This window comes from Yoonia sp. (assembly GCF_030731595.1).
Classification (GTDB): Bacteria; Pseudomonadota; Alphaproteobacteria; order Rhodobacterales; family Rhodobacteraceae; genus Yoonia.
On record NZ_JANQTS010000072.1, the window covers coordinates 1 to 15,816 of the forward strand.

General features: G+C 58.0%; 19 protein-coding genes and 1 pseudogene. 8 read left to right on the forward strand and 12 right to left on the reverse strand.

What is annotated here, in order from left to right; genetic code table 11:
- Positions 1–171: 171 nt before the first annotated feature.
- The 5 genes from ybgC to ruvC are packed head-to-tail and all read right to left on the reverse strand — an operon-like array spanning position 172 to position 3,405.
- Positions 172–558 (reverse strand): tol-pal system-associated acyl-CoA thioesterase, encoded by a 387-nt coding sequence (gene ybgC / locus NWQ23_RS07970; protein ID WP_306165750.1) that lies wholly within the window; start codon positions 556–558, stop codon positions 172–174.
- Positions 555–1,184, reverse strand: a complete 630-nt coding sequence (locus NWQ23_RS07975; RefSeq protein WP_306165768.1) for a hypothetical protein — start codon at positions 1,182–1,184, stop codon at positions 555–557. The genes ybgC and NWQ23_RS07975 overlap by 4 nt, the downstream gene beginning before the upstream one ends.
- Before the next feature lie 29 nt (positions 1,185–1,213).
- A complete protein-coding gene (gene ruvB, locus NWQ23_RS07980) occupies positions 1,214–2,233 on the reverse strand; it encodes a Holliday junction branch migration DNA helicase RuvB (RefSeq protein WP_306165751.1) in 1,020 nt (339 codons plus the stop codon).
- A 9-nt stretch (positions 2,234–2,242) separates the two neighbouring features.
- Positions 2,243–2,902, reverse strand: coding sequence for a Holliday junction branch migration protein RuvA (ruvA, locus tag NWQ23_RS07985; RefSeq protein ID WP_306165752.1), 660 nt, complete (start codon positions 2,900–2,902; stop codon positions 2,243–2,245).
- On the reverse strand, positions 2,899–3,405 hold the full coding sequence (ruvC, locus tag NWQ23_RS07990; RefSeq protein WP_306165753.1) for a crossover junction endodeoxyribonuclease RuvC: 507 nt from the start codon (positions 3,403–3,405) through the stop codon (positions 2,899–2,901). Before ruvC ends, ruvA begins: the two co-directional genes overlap by 4 nt.
- A 313-nt stretch (positions 3,406–3,718) precedes the next feature.
- On the opposite strand from ruvC, the gene NWQ23_RS07995 reads away from it, so the two are divergent.
- Positions 3,719–3,928, forward strand: coding sequence for a DUF1127 domain-containing protein (locus tag NWQ23_RS07995; protein WP_306165754.1), 210 nt, complete (start codon positions 3,719–3,721; stop codon positions 3,926–3,928).
- A gap of 77 nt (positions 3,929–4,005) precedes the next feature.
- Here NWQ23_RS07995 and NWQ23_RS08000 read toward each other — a convergent pair whose 3' ends face one another.
- The 5 genes from NWQ23_RS08000 to NWQ23_RS08020 all read right to left on the reverse strand — a co-directional run bounded on the left by NWQ23_RS08000 (position 4,006) and on the right by NWQ23_RS08020 (position 8,037).
- The gene (locus NWQ23_RS08000; RefSeq protein ID WP_306165755.1) at positions 4,006–4,353 is read right to left on the reverse strand and encodes a hypothetical protein; all 348 of its coding nucleotides are present in this window, start codon (positions 4,351–4,353) and stop codon (positions 4,006–4,008) included.
- A gap of 108 nt (positions 4,354–4,461) precedes the next feature.
- The gene (locus tag NWQ23_RS08005; protein WP_306165756.1) at positions 4,462–5,331 is read right to left on the reverse strand and encodes a 50S ribosomal protein L11 methyltransferase; all 870 of its coding nucleotides are present in this window, start codon (positions 5,329–5,331) and stop codon (positions 4,462–4,464) included.
- Between the two features lie 30 nt (positions 5,332–5,361).
- On the reverse strand, positions 5,362–6,096 hold the full coding sequence (locus NWQ23_RS08010; protein WP_306165757.1) for an SGNH/GDSL hydrolase family protein: 735 nt from the start codon (positions 6,094–6,096) through the stop codon (positions 5,362–5,364).
- 8 nt (positions 6,097–6,104) lie between these two features.
- The gene (gene msrA / locus NWQ23_RS08015; RefSeq protein ID WP_306165758.1) at positions 6,105–6,755 is read right to left on the reverse strand and encodes a peptide-methionine (S)-S-oxide reductase MsrA; all 651 of its coding nucleotides are present in this window, start codon (positions 6,753–6,755) and stop codon (positions 6,105–6,107) included.
- Positions 6,756–6,807: 52 nt separating this feature from the next.
- Complete coding sequence (locus NWQ23_RS08020) at positions 6,808–8,037, reverse strand: MFS transporter (RefSeq protein WP_306165759.1); 1,230 nt, start codon at positions 8,035–8,037, stop codon at positions 6,808–6,810.
- A 165-nt stretch (positions 8,038–8,202) separates the two neighbouring features.
- Here NWQ23_RS08020 and ccoG point away from each other — a divergent pair, with 165 nt between their 5' ends.
- The 4 genes from ccoG to ccoS are packed head-to-tail and all read left to right on the forward strand — an operon-like array spanning position 8,203 to position 12,369.
- The gene (gene ccoG / locus NWQ23_RS08025; protein ID WP_306165760.1) at positions 8,203–9,618 is read left to right on the forward strand and encodes a cytochrome c oxidase accessory protein CcoG; all 1,416 of its coding nucleotides are present in this window, start codon (positions 8,203–8,205) and stop codon (positions 9,616–9,618) included.
- Positions 9,615–10,067 (forward strand): FixH family protein, encoded by a 453-nt coding sequence (locus tag NWQ23_RS08030; RefSeq protein ID WP_306165761.1) that lies wholly within the window; start codon positions 9,615–9,617, stop codon positions 10,065–10,067. Before ccoG ends, NWQ23_RS08030 begins: the two co-directional genes overlap by 4 nt.
- A complete protein-coding gene (locus tag NWQ23_RS08035; RefSeq protein ID WP_306165762.1) occupies positions 10,064–12,211 on the forward strand; it encodes a heavy metal translocating P-type ATPase in 2,148 nt (715 codons plus the stop codon). Before NWQ23_RS08030 ends, NWQ23_RS08035 begins: the two co-directional genes overlap by 4 nt.
- Positions 12,208–12,369 carry a cbb3-type cytochrome oxidase assembly protein CcoS gene (gene ccoS, locus NWQ23_RS08040; protein WP_306165763.1) on the forward strand — a complete coding sequence of 54 codons (162 nt, stop codon included), beginning with the start codon at positions 12,208–12,210 and terminating at the stop codon, positions 12,367–12,369. Before NWQ23_RS08035 ends, ccoS begins: the two co-directional genes overlap by 4 nt.
- On the opposite strand, the gene NWQ23_RS08045 is transcribed toward ccoS, so the two are convergent.
- Together NWQ23_RS08045 and hmgA are read right to left on the reverse strand one after the other, a co-directional pair.
- Positions 12,370–13,329 carry a fumarylacetoacetate hydrolase family protein gene (locus NWQ23_RS08045; RefSeq protein WP_306165764.1) on the reverse strand — a complete coding sequence of 320 codons (960 nt, stop codon included), beginning with the start codon at positions 13,327–13,329 and terminating at the stop codon, positions 12,370–12,372. It lies immediately after the preceding gene.
- Positions 13,326–14,681, reverse strand: a complete 1,356-nt coding sequence (hmgA, locus tag NWQ23_RS08050) for a homogentisate 1,2-dioxygenase (protein WP_306165765.1) — start codon at positions 14,679–14,681, stop codon at positions 13,326–13,328. Before hmgA ends, NWQ23_RS08045 begins: the two co-directional genes overlap by 4 nt.
- Before the next feature lie 64 nt (positions 14,682–14,745).
- Between hmgA and NWQ23_RS08055 the strand changes: the two genes are divergently transcribed.
- The 3 genes and pseudogenes from NWQ23_RS08055 to groEL all read left to right on the forward strand — a co-directional run.
- The gene (locus NWQ23_RS08055; protein WP_306165766.1) at positions 14,746–15,192 is read left to right on the forward strand and encodes a MarR family winged helix-turn-helix transcriptional regulator; all 447 of its coding nucleotides are present in this window, start codon (positions 14,746–14,748) and stop codon (positions 15,190–15,192) included.
- A gap of 117 nt (positions 15,193–15,309) precedes the next feature.
- Positions 15,310–15,594, forward strand: coding sequence for a co-chaperone GroES (locus NWQ23_RS08060; RefSeq protein ID WP_306165767.1), 285 nt, complete (start codon positions 15,310–15,312; stop codon positions 15,592–15,594).
- Between the two features lie 49 nt (positions 15,595–15,643).
- A pseudogene (groEL, locus tag NWQ23_RS08065) lies at positions 15,644–15,816 on the forward strand (chaperonin GroEL); the annotation flags it as partial.

The following is a 15,816-nucleotide window of genomic DNA, read 5'->3' on the forward strand; positions in this document are numbered from 1 at the left end:
ACGGTAATTGTCGCGCGCGCGAACAACGCCCACATTGTGAATTCGTGTGCTGCTTCCATGTGCCTGCTCTGCCTAAGGCCCTATTTTGGGCTCTGATTATGAGAAACGATACTGCATTCGTTCTGGGAAATCCAACCAATCCCGCATCACTTATGCGAAATCGGCCTCTTTTTAGGGACCAGGACGGCGGATCGCCGCCGGCAAACGGGCGACTACACCATCTTCCGTCATGCAGATGATAGTCACCAAAGCCGTAAAGAGGGTCTGATCGGCCCGCTTGACATCTTGGCGAACAATCAAACGGACACCGGACCCCTGCGCCATTGTGGTCTCGACAACCAGTTCGTCATCATACTTTGCCGGCAAGAAGTAATCCGCCTCGACCCTACGTACTGCAAACACAAGGCCTTCCGCCTTCATCTGCACCTGATCAATTCCAAGCTCGCGCACCCATTCACTGCGCGCGCGTTCGATGAATTTCAGATAGTTGGCATAATAGACGATGCCCGCAAGGTCAGTGTCTTCATAATAGACGCGGATCGGAAACTTGTGGGTCATGACGGTTGCGGTATCCTTGCAGCCAATCTTAGAGCATGGCTGGCATCCTGTGCCGCCTTTGGCATCACCGGATCATAGGCGGCGCGGATCACATTTGCGATCTCGGGGCGCAGAACGCTCTGCCCTGCGATCATCGCCAAGGGCGGCATGTCATCAAAAGCTTTATCCGACCATAGCAAGATCGTCTGGACCGCTTGTGACAGCGCCAAGGTGTCTGCCGAAACCGCCTCCAGATGCGCGTCCATCCGCAAGAACACAAATGCCGCACGAATGGCGCCGGCCTCGTCAAAGCGGAAAATCCGGTATTGGTTGGCATCGGCCCTTTGCAGCTTGTCCACCAGTGGCCCCAAATCCGGGACAAGTTTGTCCAGATGTGGCACCTCTGCCAATTCAGCCCAGTCACGGCAGAAAAACATCATCAGATTGGCACCCAACTCGGTATCAACCTCATCCATCTTGTGACCTGCGAGCACAACAACCGCCTCGATCGCACCTTTGAAGACCGCAAGCGTGGCTTCATCGACACCAAAGACGACTGGCACAATCGGGCGGCCCCAACGCGCAAAAACATAGGCCCCATCTGCACGGGTAAAGAGCTTTTCGACCTGGTTGCTTTCTGCGTTCATTCCAAGTTCCGTGCGGGCCATCTGCCCTGTCATCCAAACAAATCCGTCTGCGATTTGGGCGCATCCAGCCCCAAATGCGTCCACGCCGCCTGCGCCAGCATCCGCCCGCGCGGGGTGCGCTGGATTAGGCCCTTTTGCAGCAGGTATGGCTCGATCACGTCTTCCAGACTGTCGCGGCTTTCGGACAATGCGGCACTCAGCGTCTCGACCCCCACAGGCCCGCCGCCATAGCTTTCCGCGATCAGGCGCAGATAGCGGCGGTCGGCATTGTCCAGGCCCAGATGATCCACGCCAAGACGGGTGAGCGCGCTGTCGGCGATTTCTTTCGTGACGGTCCCGTCCCCGTCCACAATCGCAAAGTCCACAACGCGGCGCAGCAACCGGCCTGCAATGCGCGGAGTGCCACGGGCACGACGGGCAATCTCGCGCGCGCCCTCGGGCGCGGCTGGCGCACCCATCAGGCGGGCACCACGGGTTACGATCTCGTGCAACTCGTCCTCGGAATAGAATTCCAACCGCGTCGGAATACCAAAGCGGTCACGCAATGGCGTGGTCAGCAATCCCATACGGGTCGTCGCACCTACCAGCGTAAAGGGCTGTAATTCGATCCGCACCGTGCGGGCCGCCGGACCTTCGCCAATGACAAGATCAAGTTCGAAGTCTTCGAGCGCAGGATAGAGGATTTCCTCTACCGCAGGGTTCAGGCGGTGGATTTCGTCGATGAACAAGACATCCCGCGCTTCGAGGTTGGTCAGGATCGCGGCAAGATCGCCCGCCTTGGCCAGCACCGGACCAGAGGTCATGCGAAAATTAACACCCAATTCGCGGGCCATGATCTGCGCCAACGTCGTTTTGCCCAAACCGGGGGGGCCGTGAAACAGCGTGTGGTCCATCGCCTCGCCGCGCCTGCGGGCGCTTTCGATAAAAACCGAAAGATTGGCGCGGGCGGCGTGCTGACCGATAAAGGCATCAAGCGTTTGCGGACGCAGGGCGCGGTCCCCGTCTTCGGGCTGCGGCTCGGGGCGCAATGTGGGATCAGGCTGGTCCATCCCTCTCCTCTAGCCTTTCGGGGCCAAGAGCTTCAAGGCCGCACGGATCAAGCTGGCTGTATCGGCCTCTGGCGCTGCACCCGCAGCTTCGGCGACAGCGCTTGCCGCCTCACCGGGGGCATAGCCCAGATTGCCAAGGGCAGATAACGCCTCTGCCGAGGCTGGGTTCCCTTTGGGGGCGGCCACGCGGCGGGCAGGTTCGGGGGCCGCATCATCGATCACAGAGTCACCCATGGCTTCGGCCACAGAGCCGCCCATCGCCATGACGCCGGGCGCTTTGTCCTTGAGTTCGATCGTCACGCGCTGCGCGGTTTTGGGGCCGACCCCCCTTGCCTTGGCGATAGCGTTCCAGTCACCCAAAGCAATCGCGCGGCTGACACCATCTGCGCCCAATGTCCCCAGAATAGCGAGCGAGGCCTTGGCCCCGATCCCCTGCACCGACATCAGCAGGCGATGCCATTCCTTTTCCACAAGGGTCGTAAATCCGAAGAGTTGCAAATTGTCTTCGCGGACCAAGAGGTCGGTGAACAAGGCCACAGCTTCGCCATTGCGCGGCAAACCGGCCATCACTCGGTCAGAAACATAGACAATATACCCGACACCGCGCACATCAATCAGCACATGATCGGTGGCCCGATACTCCAGCCGTCCCGCAATCTTGCCGATCATGCGCCTGCCCTCGCCAAGGCCTGCGCAAGGCTGCTTGCTGATTGCACATGGAAAGAATGGCAAATGGCAATGGCCAGCGCATCGGCGGCATCCGGTCCGGCCAGCTGCACACCGGGCAATTGCACCTTCACCATATGTGCGATCTGGGCCTTGTCCGCATGGCCGACACCCACGACAGCCTTCTTGACCGCATTGGGCGCATATTCACCCACGATCAATCCGGCTTGAGCGGGCACCAGCATCGCAATGCCCCGCGCCTGACCCAGTTTCAACGTGCCGGCACCGTCCTTGTTGACAAAGGTCTGTTCCACCGCTGCGGCATCCGGACGATAGAGCGTCAGGACCTCAGTCAACTGTTGATGCAGCGACAAAAGACGCGACCCAAGGTCGTCGCCGGTTGAGCGACAAATGCCGTTAGCAACATGGCTCAGGCGTGACCCAGCAACCTCGATCACACCCCAACCCATGTTCCGCAGGCCCGGATCAATCCCCAAAACTCGCATCGCTCGCCTCGATTTTATTATTGTCACAAGTTTGTTAGCACAAAACGCGAACAAAGACCAAGCATGTTGCTTGGCCTTCCTTTTGTCTCCTTTGCCAGAATAACGGCGAATAGCGGCAGATGACCATCAAAAAGCGACGCAATTAACTCTTTATAAATAAAGGATTTGTGACGAAATCCGCACAGAAATGAGGCATGCTGCGAACGCATATGACCCATGCTAAAAAGACACTAGTCACCGCAGGTTTTCCCCCCTAGATGCCCCTCATCAAGACAAACGCTGCAGATGCAGCATTCATAATAGGATTTTGGCCATGGCCGCTTTTGACACAACCCGCCCCGCTTCCGGCCTCTCCGCAGGCCGCATCTCTTCATTCTTCGTCACCATGTTCGCTGCTTTTGCTGCATGGAACGACGCACGCATCACACGCAACTCTCTGTCGAAGCTTTCGGCACGCGAGTTGGACGATATTGGCCTGACATACGGTGATATCGACACGATCGCAGAGCGTTGCACACGCTGATCAAGCAAGAAGAGCCACCAAAAAAGAAAGGCCGCGTTCGACAAGAACGCGGCCTTTTCTGTTTGAGGATAGCGCGACTACTGTTGTGGCAGGATCAACGTGATGCCTTGCGCCGCGATGAAGGTCACTGGATCAGGTTGCATCACCCATGCCCCTACCTGTTCCATTAAGGTTCCGCTTTGCAAAGATGCGACGCGGTCTACATACGCCGCCTCTCCAAGAAATGCGAAGAGGAAGCCCTTGAACAAGAACCCGAGCAACAGCACGGCAATCAGACCCTTGAGAGGGAACCGTGGCTTGTAGAGTCGTGGCTTGGCCACGATCAGCCCGTCAGACGTCACGGTTCTTACCACACCGTTTGACATCTTCTCATGACGCCGGACGATACGCTTTAATCTTTTATCGAATGGGACGTTGCCTTGCATACTAAAGGCCCTCCAGATTTCCAAATTACTTGTTACAGATTGTGGCTTCTACATGCCCTGCAAACAAGACATTTCTCAAGTGAAGATGGTGTTTTGGGAGGTGACTGGTCAATTTTTGCTTAATATTAGCGTCGTCCAGTCAACAATCATGCTTTTCTGCATAAAATTGAAACCAGATTGATTATAAACTTCCACCACCTCGTCAGCCTGTTCGTTCAAGATACCAGAGAGAATCACATAGCCCCCAGCCGTAACATTGCGTGCCATATCAGGCGCCAAAGCAACCAACGGACCTTTCAGAATATTCGCAAAGATCAGGTCATATGGCCCATTATTCTTAAGTTCGGGGGCCCCGAAACCTGCTGCAACAACACAGGAAATGCGCCCCTCCAGACCGTTGCTGATGACATTCGCCTGGGCGACTTCGATCGCCACTGGATCAATATCGCTGGCCATGACGGAATGAGGCAAAACTTTGGCTGCAGCCATGGCCAAGACAGCGGTCCCACATCCAATATCGAGGATCCGCCCGCCCGAAAACCCTTGTTCCAGCAAGCTATCGAAAGCCTCTAGGCAGCCTTTGGTTGTCCCATGGTGACCGGTCCCAAATGCCATTGCCGCGTCGATCAACAACGGGACTTTATCAGCGGGCACCTGATCCGCGTCATGGCTGCCATAGACGAAAAAGCGCCCTGCACGCACGGGTGCGAGTTCGCGTTGGACCTTGGAAACCCAATCCTGCTCGGGGATTGTCGAGATGTTGAAAGGTTTGGCTTTATACAAGGCCGAGAACACAGCCAGCATCCCCGCATCCGGCCACTCCAGAAAATAGGCAGCTACTTCCCAAAGGCCGGACCCGTCTTCAATCTCGAAGACGCCAACGCCTGTTGGCTCTGGCACCATATCTTCCAGCGCCTCTGCAAGCTGATAGGCTGCGTCTTCTCCTGCAAGCGTTGTCAAAGCCGAATAGGTGATCATGGTCCAACCTTTGTGCCAGTTCGTTTCCGGTTATTGGCTGGCGTGCGGCCCGTCAAGTAACAGCGGATCGGTGACGATAAGCTGCACAATCGCTTCGGCCCAAGCTGCATAGACGGTTGGTCCGGGGTGAAACCCGTCGGCGGCCATATTGGTCTTGTCCAGCGTCACCTCGAATGTGACCGCCACACAATCAGGCCGCTGCGCCACAAGGGCGCGCAGATTGCGGTCGAACCGGACCGCTTGCCGCCCCAAGATCCAGCGCAATGGATGTGGCAAAAGCGGAAACTGTCCGACGGGTGGCAGGCCTGACACGATGATCCGCCGCGCCCCAAACCTGTCGCCCAGCGTATCGAACAATTGTGCCTGCAATTGCAACCAACTGCGCAGCGATACACCCTTGGTCACGTCATTCACACCCAGGGCCGTGACAACAACGTCATAGCTGGCCTTTGGGGCCGCCTCCAGCCACGCGAGCGCATCAGCGGTGCGTGCCCCCGATCTGGCGATCAGATCGAATGTGACCTGTCGATTGGGCGCCAACCTTTGTGTGATCTGCCCCGAAAGGGCGAGGTCTTGCGTTGCCACACCGATCCCGACGGCAGAGGAATCGCCAATGATGAGCATCCGCAAAGGCGGCCCATCGCCCGCCATGCCGCTGCGCGGACCGTCAGGTTCCGGCAGCGACAAGAACGTCTTGCGCAAATAGACAGCCTGCCCGATCAGGACGGGCAGCAGCACAACCCGCGCCGCCACATCAAGCAGCATTTGCGCGCTTAGACACCCACGCCAATCGGGCAGGTCACACCGGTGCCGCCAATCCCGCAGTAACCATTGGGGTTCTTGGCTAGGTATTGCTGGTGGTATTCTTCTGCAAAATAGAAGGCAGGCGCATCGATGATCTCTGTCGTGATCGCACCATATCCAGCCTGCGACAGACGCGGGGCAAAGGCCGCCTTGGATGCATCCGCCGCTGCCTTCTGGGCCGCAGAGTAGGTATAGATGCCAGAGCGATACTGGGTGCCTGCGTCATTGCCCTGCCGCATGCCTTGGGTCGGGTCATGGCCCTCCCAGAAGACCTGCAGCAGCTGATCATAAGAGATCACCGAAGGGTCATAGACGACGCGCACAACCTCGTTGTGGCCTGTCTTGCCCGAACAGACCTCTTCATAGGTGGCATTGGGCGTATAGCCGCCCGCGTAGCCCACCATTGTAGAGTGCACACCGTCCAGCTTCCAGAACATCCGCTCCACGCCCCAGAAACAGCCCATGCCGAACATCGCCTCTTGCATGCCTGCAGGCACATCAGCGGTCAGCGGAGTGCCCAGTACAAAATGCGTCTGCGCAGTCGGGATCGCATGAGGGCGACCGGGCAATGCCGCCTCTTTGGCGACCATTTCGGATTTTGAACGGTTCATGAAAAACATCAGCGGCCTCCTATCAGGTTCCCTCGATATATAGCGCAGACTGTCAGATTTACTACTCTGCCGCCGCCAGTAACCGCCCCTGAAACACGGTCTCGTGACCGGGGGCGGGGTGACGCGGGATCAGAAGCGACAGCAGAAGCGAAATAATGGCCATGCCCGCGGCCAGCAGGAACACCATGCCGGGCGATTGCAGCCAGACATATCCTAGGAGGGCCGGCAAGAACACCGCCGCGATATGGTTGATCGTAAAGGCCACAGCGGCAGTGGGTGCAATATCCTGCGGATCGGCGATTTTCTGGAAATAGGTCTTGATCGCCAACGCAAGGCTAAAGAACAGGTGGTTGATGATGTAGAGCATCGTCGCCAAGGCCACGCCCCAACCGAAATAATAGATGCCGCCATAGGCGAAGAACACCATACACAAGCCAACATATTCGACCACGAGCGCACGGCGTTCACCAAAGATTTGCACGATCCGGCCCAGCAAAGGGGCCGCGAACATGTTGATCAACAGTGTCACCATGAAAAGTTTGGTGATGTCATCGACCGCAAAGCCGAACTGTTCGACCATCATGAAGCCAGCAAAAACAACAAAAATCTGACGGCGGGCGCCCGACATGAATTGCAGCGCGTAATAGAGCCAGTACCGCTTGCGCAGCACCATCTTCTTGATCTGCGGATGCGGGGCTTCGAACTGCGGATAGGCCAGAAGGCAGATCGTGGCGACAACAGCGGTGAACCCGCCGGACAGCCAATAGACAATACTATAGGTCAGGCCGAACCGTTCCCAACTGATGACGATCAGCAGATAAACCATAAGCGTCGCGGCAGACCCTGCCGACAAGAGCCAGCCCAGCGTTTGCGGTGCTTTCTTCTTGTCGATCCACTGCAGTTGCAGCGATTGATTGACCGTTTCATAGTAATGAAAGCCAATGGACGACAGCATCGTCACCGTCAAAATACCCGCCATCTGCGGGAACTCAGCCGTCACAGCCGTAGCAGCACCCAGCATAATCAGCGCAACAAGGCCCAAGACCTGCTCGCGGATGAACATGATCAGGGCAATCACCCCGATCGCAAAGAACCCCGGAATTTCGCGGACCGAATGCAACCAGCCGATGTCTGCGCCATCGAACCCCGCAACCTCGATCACGAAGTTATTGAGCAGTGCCGACCACGTCGCAAAGGCAACAGGCATCGCCATCGCCATGACAAACAAAAGCGACTGCGGCCTGCGCCACAGTGGGAGCGTTTGGGCATCTTGGAGGCGAACAAGTTTCATAACGAAACGATTACGCCGGAAGTTTCGCGAAAGCGAGAGGGAGATTGCAAGACAAAAAGAAACTGTCAGCGCCAGCAAAGCCCCCATTGATCCACATCAAGGACCAGCTTGTCACAGCAGCTAGAACAGACCCTGCGAACAGAACTCTTTTCAAGCAGGTCCTTGATGTCATCTACAGAAAACCAACCTCTTTATGCCGCGCGGGAACCGATTTTCCCGCGGCGTGTCAAAGGCTTTTACCGCACCCTCAAATGGTGGGTGATGGCGGTGACTTTAGGTATTTACTATTTGACACCCTGGATCAGGTGGGACCGTGGCCCCAACCTGCCCGATCAGGCCGTTCTCATGGATATGGCCGGACGGCGCTTTTATTTCTTCTGGATCGAGATCTGGCCGCATGAATTCTATTTCGTTGCAGGCCTCTTGATCATGGCGGGCCTTGGCCTGTTTCTTTTCACCTCTGCCCTGGGACGTGTCTGGTGCGGGTACACATGCCCCCAGACGGTTTGGACGGACCTTTTCATCCTTGTCGAACGCTGGATCGAAGGCGACCGCAATGCACGCGTCAGGCTTTGGAACGCCAAATGGGATTTTCGAAAAGCCCGCTTGCGGCTGACGAAATGGACAGTCTGGTTACTCATTTCGGTCGCTACGGGCGGCGCTTGGGTCTTTTACTTCGCTGACGCTCCAACGCTTCTGGCCAGCCTTGCCAATTTCAGCGCCCCGCCCATCGCTTGGGCCACTATCGGTGTTCTGACCGCAACGACCTTTGTCTTTGGCGGTTTCATGCGCGAGCAGGTCTGCAACTATATGTGCCCCTGGCCGCGTATTCAGGCCGCAATGATGGACCCAGAGACGCTGACCGTCGCCTACCGCGAATGGCGCGGCGAACCACGCGGCAAAAAGCGGATTGAAGGCGCGGGTGACTGCATCGACTGCATGGCTTGCGTCAATGTCTGCCCTGCGGGGATCGACATTCGCGACGGCCAGCAGATGGAGTGCATCACCTGCGCTCTTTGCATCGACGCCTGCGATGATGTGATGGACCGGATCGGCAAGCCACGCGGCCTGATCGACTATCTGGCCCTGTCCGATCAGGAAGAAGAAGCGAATGGCAAGCCCGCCAAACCCATCTGGCAGCATGTGCTGCGGGTGCGCACGATGCTCTATACAACGCTTTGGACGCTGATTGGTGTCGGTCTGGTCTTTGCGCTTTTCATTCGGGCTGACATCGAGATGACCGTCGCCCCCGTGCGCAACCCGACCTTTGTCACGCTCTCTGATGGCACGATCCGCAACATCTATGACATCCGCCTGCTCAACAAACATGGCGAGGACCGGGAATTCCATCTGTCCTTGCGGTCGGAAGAAGTCCTGCGGATCGAATTGGAAGGCACATCCGAGCGCGTCGTCACCGTCCCTGCCAATGAACAGCTTTTGCAGCGCGTCTATGTCTCTGCCCGCCCCGGTGATCCAGCGGCCAGCATTGACAGGGTCGACCTGCGGTTCTGGGTCGAAGACCTTGTCTCGGGTGAACGCGCCTACAAAGACGCAATCTTTAACGGGAGGGAAGAAGAATGACCCGTGAATTTACCGGCTGGCATATGCTTGGCCTGATGGTGGGCGGTTTCGGGATTATCATCGCCGTAAACCTGACCTTGGCATGGCAAGCGATTGCGACATTCCCCGGGGTCGAGGCCCGCAATTCCTATGAGGTCAGCCAGTCGTTCCAAGCCGACCGCGCCGCCCAAGACGCCTTGCACTGGGATGTGAGTGCTGCGATCGGCGATGGTGAATTGATCGTCACGATCCTTGATGATCGTGGCACGCCTGTCGAGGCCGAGGTCACCCGCGCCATTCTGGGGCGCGCGACCAACACAAGTCAGGACACCACGCCCGCATTTACATGGAACGGAACGTCGATGGTCGCCCCAGTCGCCATGCACGAAGGCTATTGGAACCTGCGCCTTGAACTGATCGCCCCCGACGGCACCAAGTTCCGCCGCCGCTTTCCGCTGACCGCAAAATGACCGAGGCCGCCTTTTGTCCTGCCTGCGTCGGCCTGCCAGAGGGGCAGCTTGAAAAAGCGGCCTCCAATGGCACCAACCAGATTGTGCTGTCCTTGCCCGGCATTCACTGCGTGGCCTGCATCAATGGCGTGGAGCGCAGCCTGCGCGCATTGGACGGTGTGGCCAACGCCCGCGTGAACCTCAGCATGAAGCGGGTCACGATTGGCACAAGTCAACCCGTCACACCCGAGGCCCTGATCGACACGCTCGAACTGGCTGGCTTCGAGGCCCGCGTGCTTGACACCAGCCTTTTGGGGTCAGAGGCCGACAGCTATGGCAGCAGTCTATTGACCCGCCTTGCGGTGTCGGGCTTTGCCAATATGAACATCATGCTCCTGTCTGTCGCTGTCTGGTCCGGCGCGGTCGGTGAAACGATGCATCTGTTCCACTGGATCACGGCGGTCATCGCGATCCCGACCCTGATCTATGCGGCACAACCCTTCTTTCAAAGTGGTTGGCGCGCCCTGAAGGTCGGTCGCTTGAACATGGATGTGCCGATTTCCCTGGCGATCATTCTGGCATCCGGTATTTCGCTTTATGAAACGATCTATGGCGGTGCGCATTCGTATTTTGATGCGGCTGTCACGCTGACCTTCTTCCTGCTCATCGGTCGCTATCTGGATCACCGCAGCCGCAAAGCCGCGGCCTCTGCTGCTGCCCAGTTGTCTGCGCTTGAAGTGCCGCGCGTGATGCGCCTGCGTGATGGCGTCCGGCAGATGGTCGACTTTGGCGCGCTTGCCATCGGCGATCTGATTCAGGTCCTGCCCGGCGGACGCATCCCGGTAGATGGCCAAGTCGTCGAAGGGGACAGCCAGATTGACCGCGCGCTCTTGACCGGTGAAAGCCGCCTGAGCGCGGCAACGGTCGGGACCAAGGTCACCGCTGGCGAGGTCAATATGACCGGCCCGCTGACGATCCGCGCCGCGACGGTCGGGGCCGATACCACCTTGCGCAAAATGGTGACGATGGTCGACGAGGCCGAGGCCATGCGCAACCGCTATACAGCTGTCGCCGACAAGGCCGCGGCCATTTATGCCCCCGCCGTGCATCTGCTTGCACTTTTCGCCTTTGCCGGCTGGATGCTTTATTCGGGAGACTTCCGCCTGTCGCTGAACATCGCGGTAGCTGTCCTGATCATCACCTGCCCTTGTGCGATGGGCCTTGCGGTGCCTGCGGTTGCGACCGCGGCAGCGGGGCGGCTGTTCCGTGCAGGGTTGCTGGTCAAAGACGGCACAGCGCTCGAACGATTGGCCGAAGTGGATACTGTTGTTTTCGACAAGACCGGCACACTGACGATGCCCGCCGCAGCCCGCGATATGCTGGACGCGCGGACACAAAGCATCGCACTCGCCATGACCCGCAACGCGACCCACCCGGTGTCGCAGGCGATTGCGGCGGCACTCGGTGATGTGACCCCCGCAAGCATCACCAACCAGCAAGAACATGCCGGCAAGGGGTTGAGCGCGCTCTACAAGGGCCAAAGGGTCCGTCTGGGGTCTGGCGCGTGGCTGGGTGCGGGCCATGGGACGTTTATCCAGATCGGCGAGGACAAGCCGCAGAGAATCGCGCTGCAATCGCAACTGCGCGAAGGTGCAGCAGAGCTGGTGCGGGCATGGCAGGACTATGGGTTGAAAATCCACCTTGTATCCGGTGACGATGCCAATGAAACCGCGCGGATTGCAGCGGCCTTGAACATCGAAACATGGCAAGCCGCCACCAGACCCGCCGACAAGATCGCTTATATCAAAAGACTGGCGGCAGGCGGGGCCAAGGTGCTGATGGTGGGCGACGGATTGAATGACACCGGCGCATTGGCCGCCGCCTATGCGTCGATCTCGCCTGCCACAGCAGCGGATGCATCGCGCGCGGCGTCCGACATCGTGCTTTTGAACGATAGCCTGATGCCTTTGATCGAAGTGCCGATGGTCGCCCGCGCCGCCCTTGCGCGGATCAAAGAGAATTTCACGATCTCGACCGTTTACAACGTGATCGCGGTCCCTGTCGCCTTGGCCGGTTTCGCCACACCGTTGATCGCCTCTATCGCCATGTCGGCCTCTTCAATCACGGTTCTGCTGAACGCTTTGCGGATGCGGGGGCGGGTATGAATATTCTGGTGATCCTGATCCCTGTGTCCCTGATCCTTGGCGGACTGGGGCTGGCTGCATTTTTGTGGAGCCTGCGCAGCAATCAATACGACGACCTTGAAGGGGATGCATGGCGCATCCTGTCTGAGGACGACAAGGACCCCCGCAAGCGCGACTGACTAGCCCAGCGCTGCGACGGTCTGATCAATCGTGCCAAAAATATTCTGTCCTTGCGCGTCTTCCATCCAGATCTGCACCCTGTCACCCGGTTGCAGAAAGGGTGTCTGCGGCGCACCCTGCTGGATCGTCTCGATCATGCGCTGTTCCGCGATACAGGCATAGCCTGCGCCACCCTGCGCAACAGTCTTGCCCGGTCCGCCGTCCAATTTGTTGGACACAGTGCCTGACCCGATGATCGTGCCTGCCGCCAGATTGCGGGTCTTGGCGGCATGGGCGATCAACGCGCCAAAGTCGAATGTCATATCGACACCCGTTTGCAAGCGGCCAAAGGGCTGCCCGTTCAGATCGACACTGAGGGTGCCGTGCAACTTGCCTTCGCGCCAACCCGGCAATGAATGCGGCGTCACCGCGACCGGTGAAAAGGCACAAGCGGGTTTGGACTGGACAAAGCCAAAGCCCTTGGCCAGTTCGTCAGGGATCAGGTTTCGCAGCGACACATCATTGCACAGCATGACAAAGCGGATCGCGGCCAACCCCTCCTCCCGCGTGGCGCCCATGTGAACAGGGCCGGTGATCACCGCGATCTCGCCCTCGAAATCAATACCCCACGCAGTGTCTGCGATGATGGGATCAGTCGGTGCCAAAAAGTTGTCAGACCCGCCTTGGTACATCAGCGGATCGGTCCAGAAACTTTGCGGCATTTGCGCGCCCCGCGCTTGGCGGACAAGCTCGACGTGGTTCACATAGGCCGAGCCATCCAGAAACTGATAGGCGCGTGGTAAGGGAGAGTGGCATTTCTTGGGTACGAAGGGACCAAGGACATCGGGCTTTGCCGTGGCCTGCCCGTCCAGATGCGCTTGAAGCGTTGCAGGGCCAGCCGGCCACATCTGCGCCAGATCGTCCGAGACACAGACCAATTCACCGTCCAATGTGGGATTGCGCAGGGTTGCAACCTTCATTTCACCCCCGGCGTGCCGTCGAACTTCTTTTCCAGATCGGTCCAGCAGTCGATGTAATCGTCCTGCAACGGCGCCTCTTTTGCAGCAAAGGCAGTCAGGTGCTGCGGGAAGCGGGTCTCGAACATAAAGGACATCGTGTTGTCGAGCTTCACCGCCCGCAGGTCCGCATTGCTTGCCCCTTCAAAGGCGGTTTTGTCCGGCCCATGGGGCAGCATCATGTTGTGCAGCGACATCCCGCCGGGCACAAAGCCTTTGGGCTTGGCGTCATATTGCCCGTAAATGTTGCCCATCAGTTCTGACATGATGTTCTTGTGATACCACGGCGGGCGGAAGGTATCCTCGGCCACCATCCAGCGTTCGCGGAACAGGACGAAATCAATATTGGCCGTCCCCGGCTGGCCCGAAGGGGCGGTAAGCACGGTAAAGATCGAAGGATCGGGGTGATCGAACAGGATCGCGCCCACCGGACAATAGGTCTTGAGGTCATATTTCATCGGGGCGTAATTCCCGTGCCACGCCACCACATCAAGCGGGCTGTGGCCAATCTTTGTGCGGTGGAATTGCCCGCACCATTTGATCGTGACGGTCGAAGGCACCTCGCGGTCCTCGAAAGCGGCGACAGGCGCTTTGAAATCACGCGGGTTGGCCATGCAGTTGGCCCCGATCGGGCCCCTGCCCGGCAATTCGAATTTCTGGCCGTAGTTTTCGCAGACAAACCCGCGTGCAGGCCCGTCCAGCAGTTCGACACGGTAAAGCAAACCACGCGGGATGATCGCGATTTCCTGCGGTTCCAGATCGATGATCCCCAATTCGGTCGCAAAGCGCAGCCGCCCTTCCTGCGGGACCACCAAAAGCTCGCTGTCGGCGGAAAAGAAATAGTCATCGACCATGCTCTCGGTCACCAGATAGATGTGGCTGGCCATCCCGACCTGCGTGTTCACATCGCCAGCCGTCGTCATCGTGCGCATGCCCGTGACCCACGTTTGTCCGGTGTCGCTATGCGGCACCGGATCCCAGCGATACTGGCCCAAGCTGGTCACGTCATCGACAACATGCGGTGCAGATTTCCAATAGGGCACATCAATGCGGGCATAGCGATGCGAATGCTTGACCGAAGGACGGATACGGTAGCACCAGGTGCGCTCGGGGCGGACATGGGTAAATGCTGTGCCGCTCAGTTGTTCGCCATAAAGACCATAGTTGCATTTCTGCGGACTGTTCATGCCTTGCGGCAAAGCACCCGGCAGCGCTTCGGTTTCGAAATCATTGCCAAACCCGGGCATATAGCCGGCGTGCGGCCCCGGCAGCGACGACGCCTGTACCATGGCTTGAGGTGATGCTTGCTTGTTCATCATAGAATCCTCCGTTAGCCATCCGATATTAGTTGTTTTTGTAACTAACAAGGGGACCCCGCCCATGGACGATGCATTCGAGCTTCGCGAATTTCTACCCTATCTGCTCAATCAAGCGGCTGAGAGGTCGGGGCTGGCGTTCCAGAAACACTATAAAGACCGGTACGGGATGTTGCGCACCGAATGGCGGGTGCTGTTTCATCTGGGGCGCTATGGGGCGCTGACCGCAAAAGAGATCGGCGCGATGGCGCGTGTCCATAAGACCAAGATCAGCAGAGCCGTTGTGGCGCTAGAGGCGAAACGCTTCTTGTCGCGCGAAGAAATGGAACACGATCGCAGGCACGAACGACTGCAACTCACAGCGGCGGGTGCAGCAGCCTTCAAGGAGATTTGCGCAGCGGCACAGGATTTCGATCAGCGGCTCACGGCCCGTTTCAGGCCAGAAGACGTGCGGGTGCTCAAGGCGTGTCTGACACAAATCGCTGAATTCGAGATGGCCACAAAAATTTAAAATTTTGACCCGCATGGACAGTTGACACAGACCGAAGTGGTCCTTACCTACGCATCGTTATCACTCGCCACCTGTGAGTGCTAACACAAGAGAAACACGAACTGGAGAAGTTCTGAAATGGCATTTACACCACTTCACGACCGTGTACTGGTCCGTCGCATCGAAGGCGACGAAAAGACAGCAGGCGGTCTGATCATTCCTGATAGCGCCAAAGAAAAACCCGCCGAAGGCGAAATCGTCAGCGTCGGCGCTGGTGCCCGCAAGGACAGCGGTGAATTGATCGCTATGTCCGTTAAAGCAGGCGACAAAGTGCTATTTGGCAAATGGTCCGGCACCGAAGTCAAGATCGACGGCGAAGAGCTGCTGATCATGAAAGAGAGCGACATCCTCGGCATCATGTAAGCCGCGGTAACTGACCTCAGATTCAAATTCATTCAAGGAGCACATGAAAATGGCTGCTAAAGACGTCAAATTCAGCACCGACGCGCGTAACCGGATGCTCAGGGGTGTCAACATCCTTGCCGACGCCGTCAAAGTCACGCTTGGCCCCAAAGGCCGTAACGTGGTCATCGACAAATCCTTCGGCGCACCGCGCATCACCAAAGACGGTGTATCGGTTGCCAA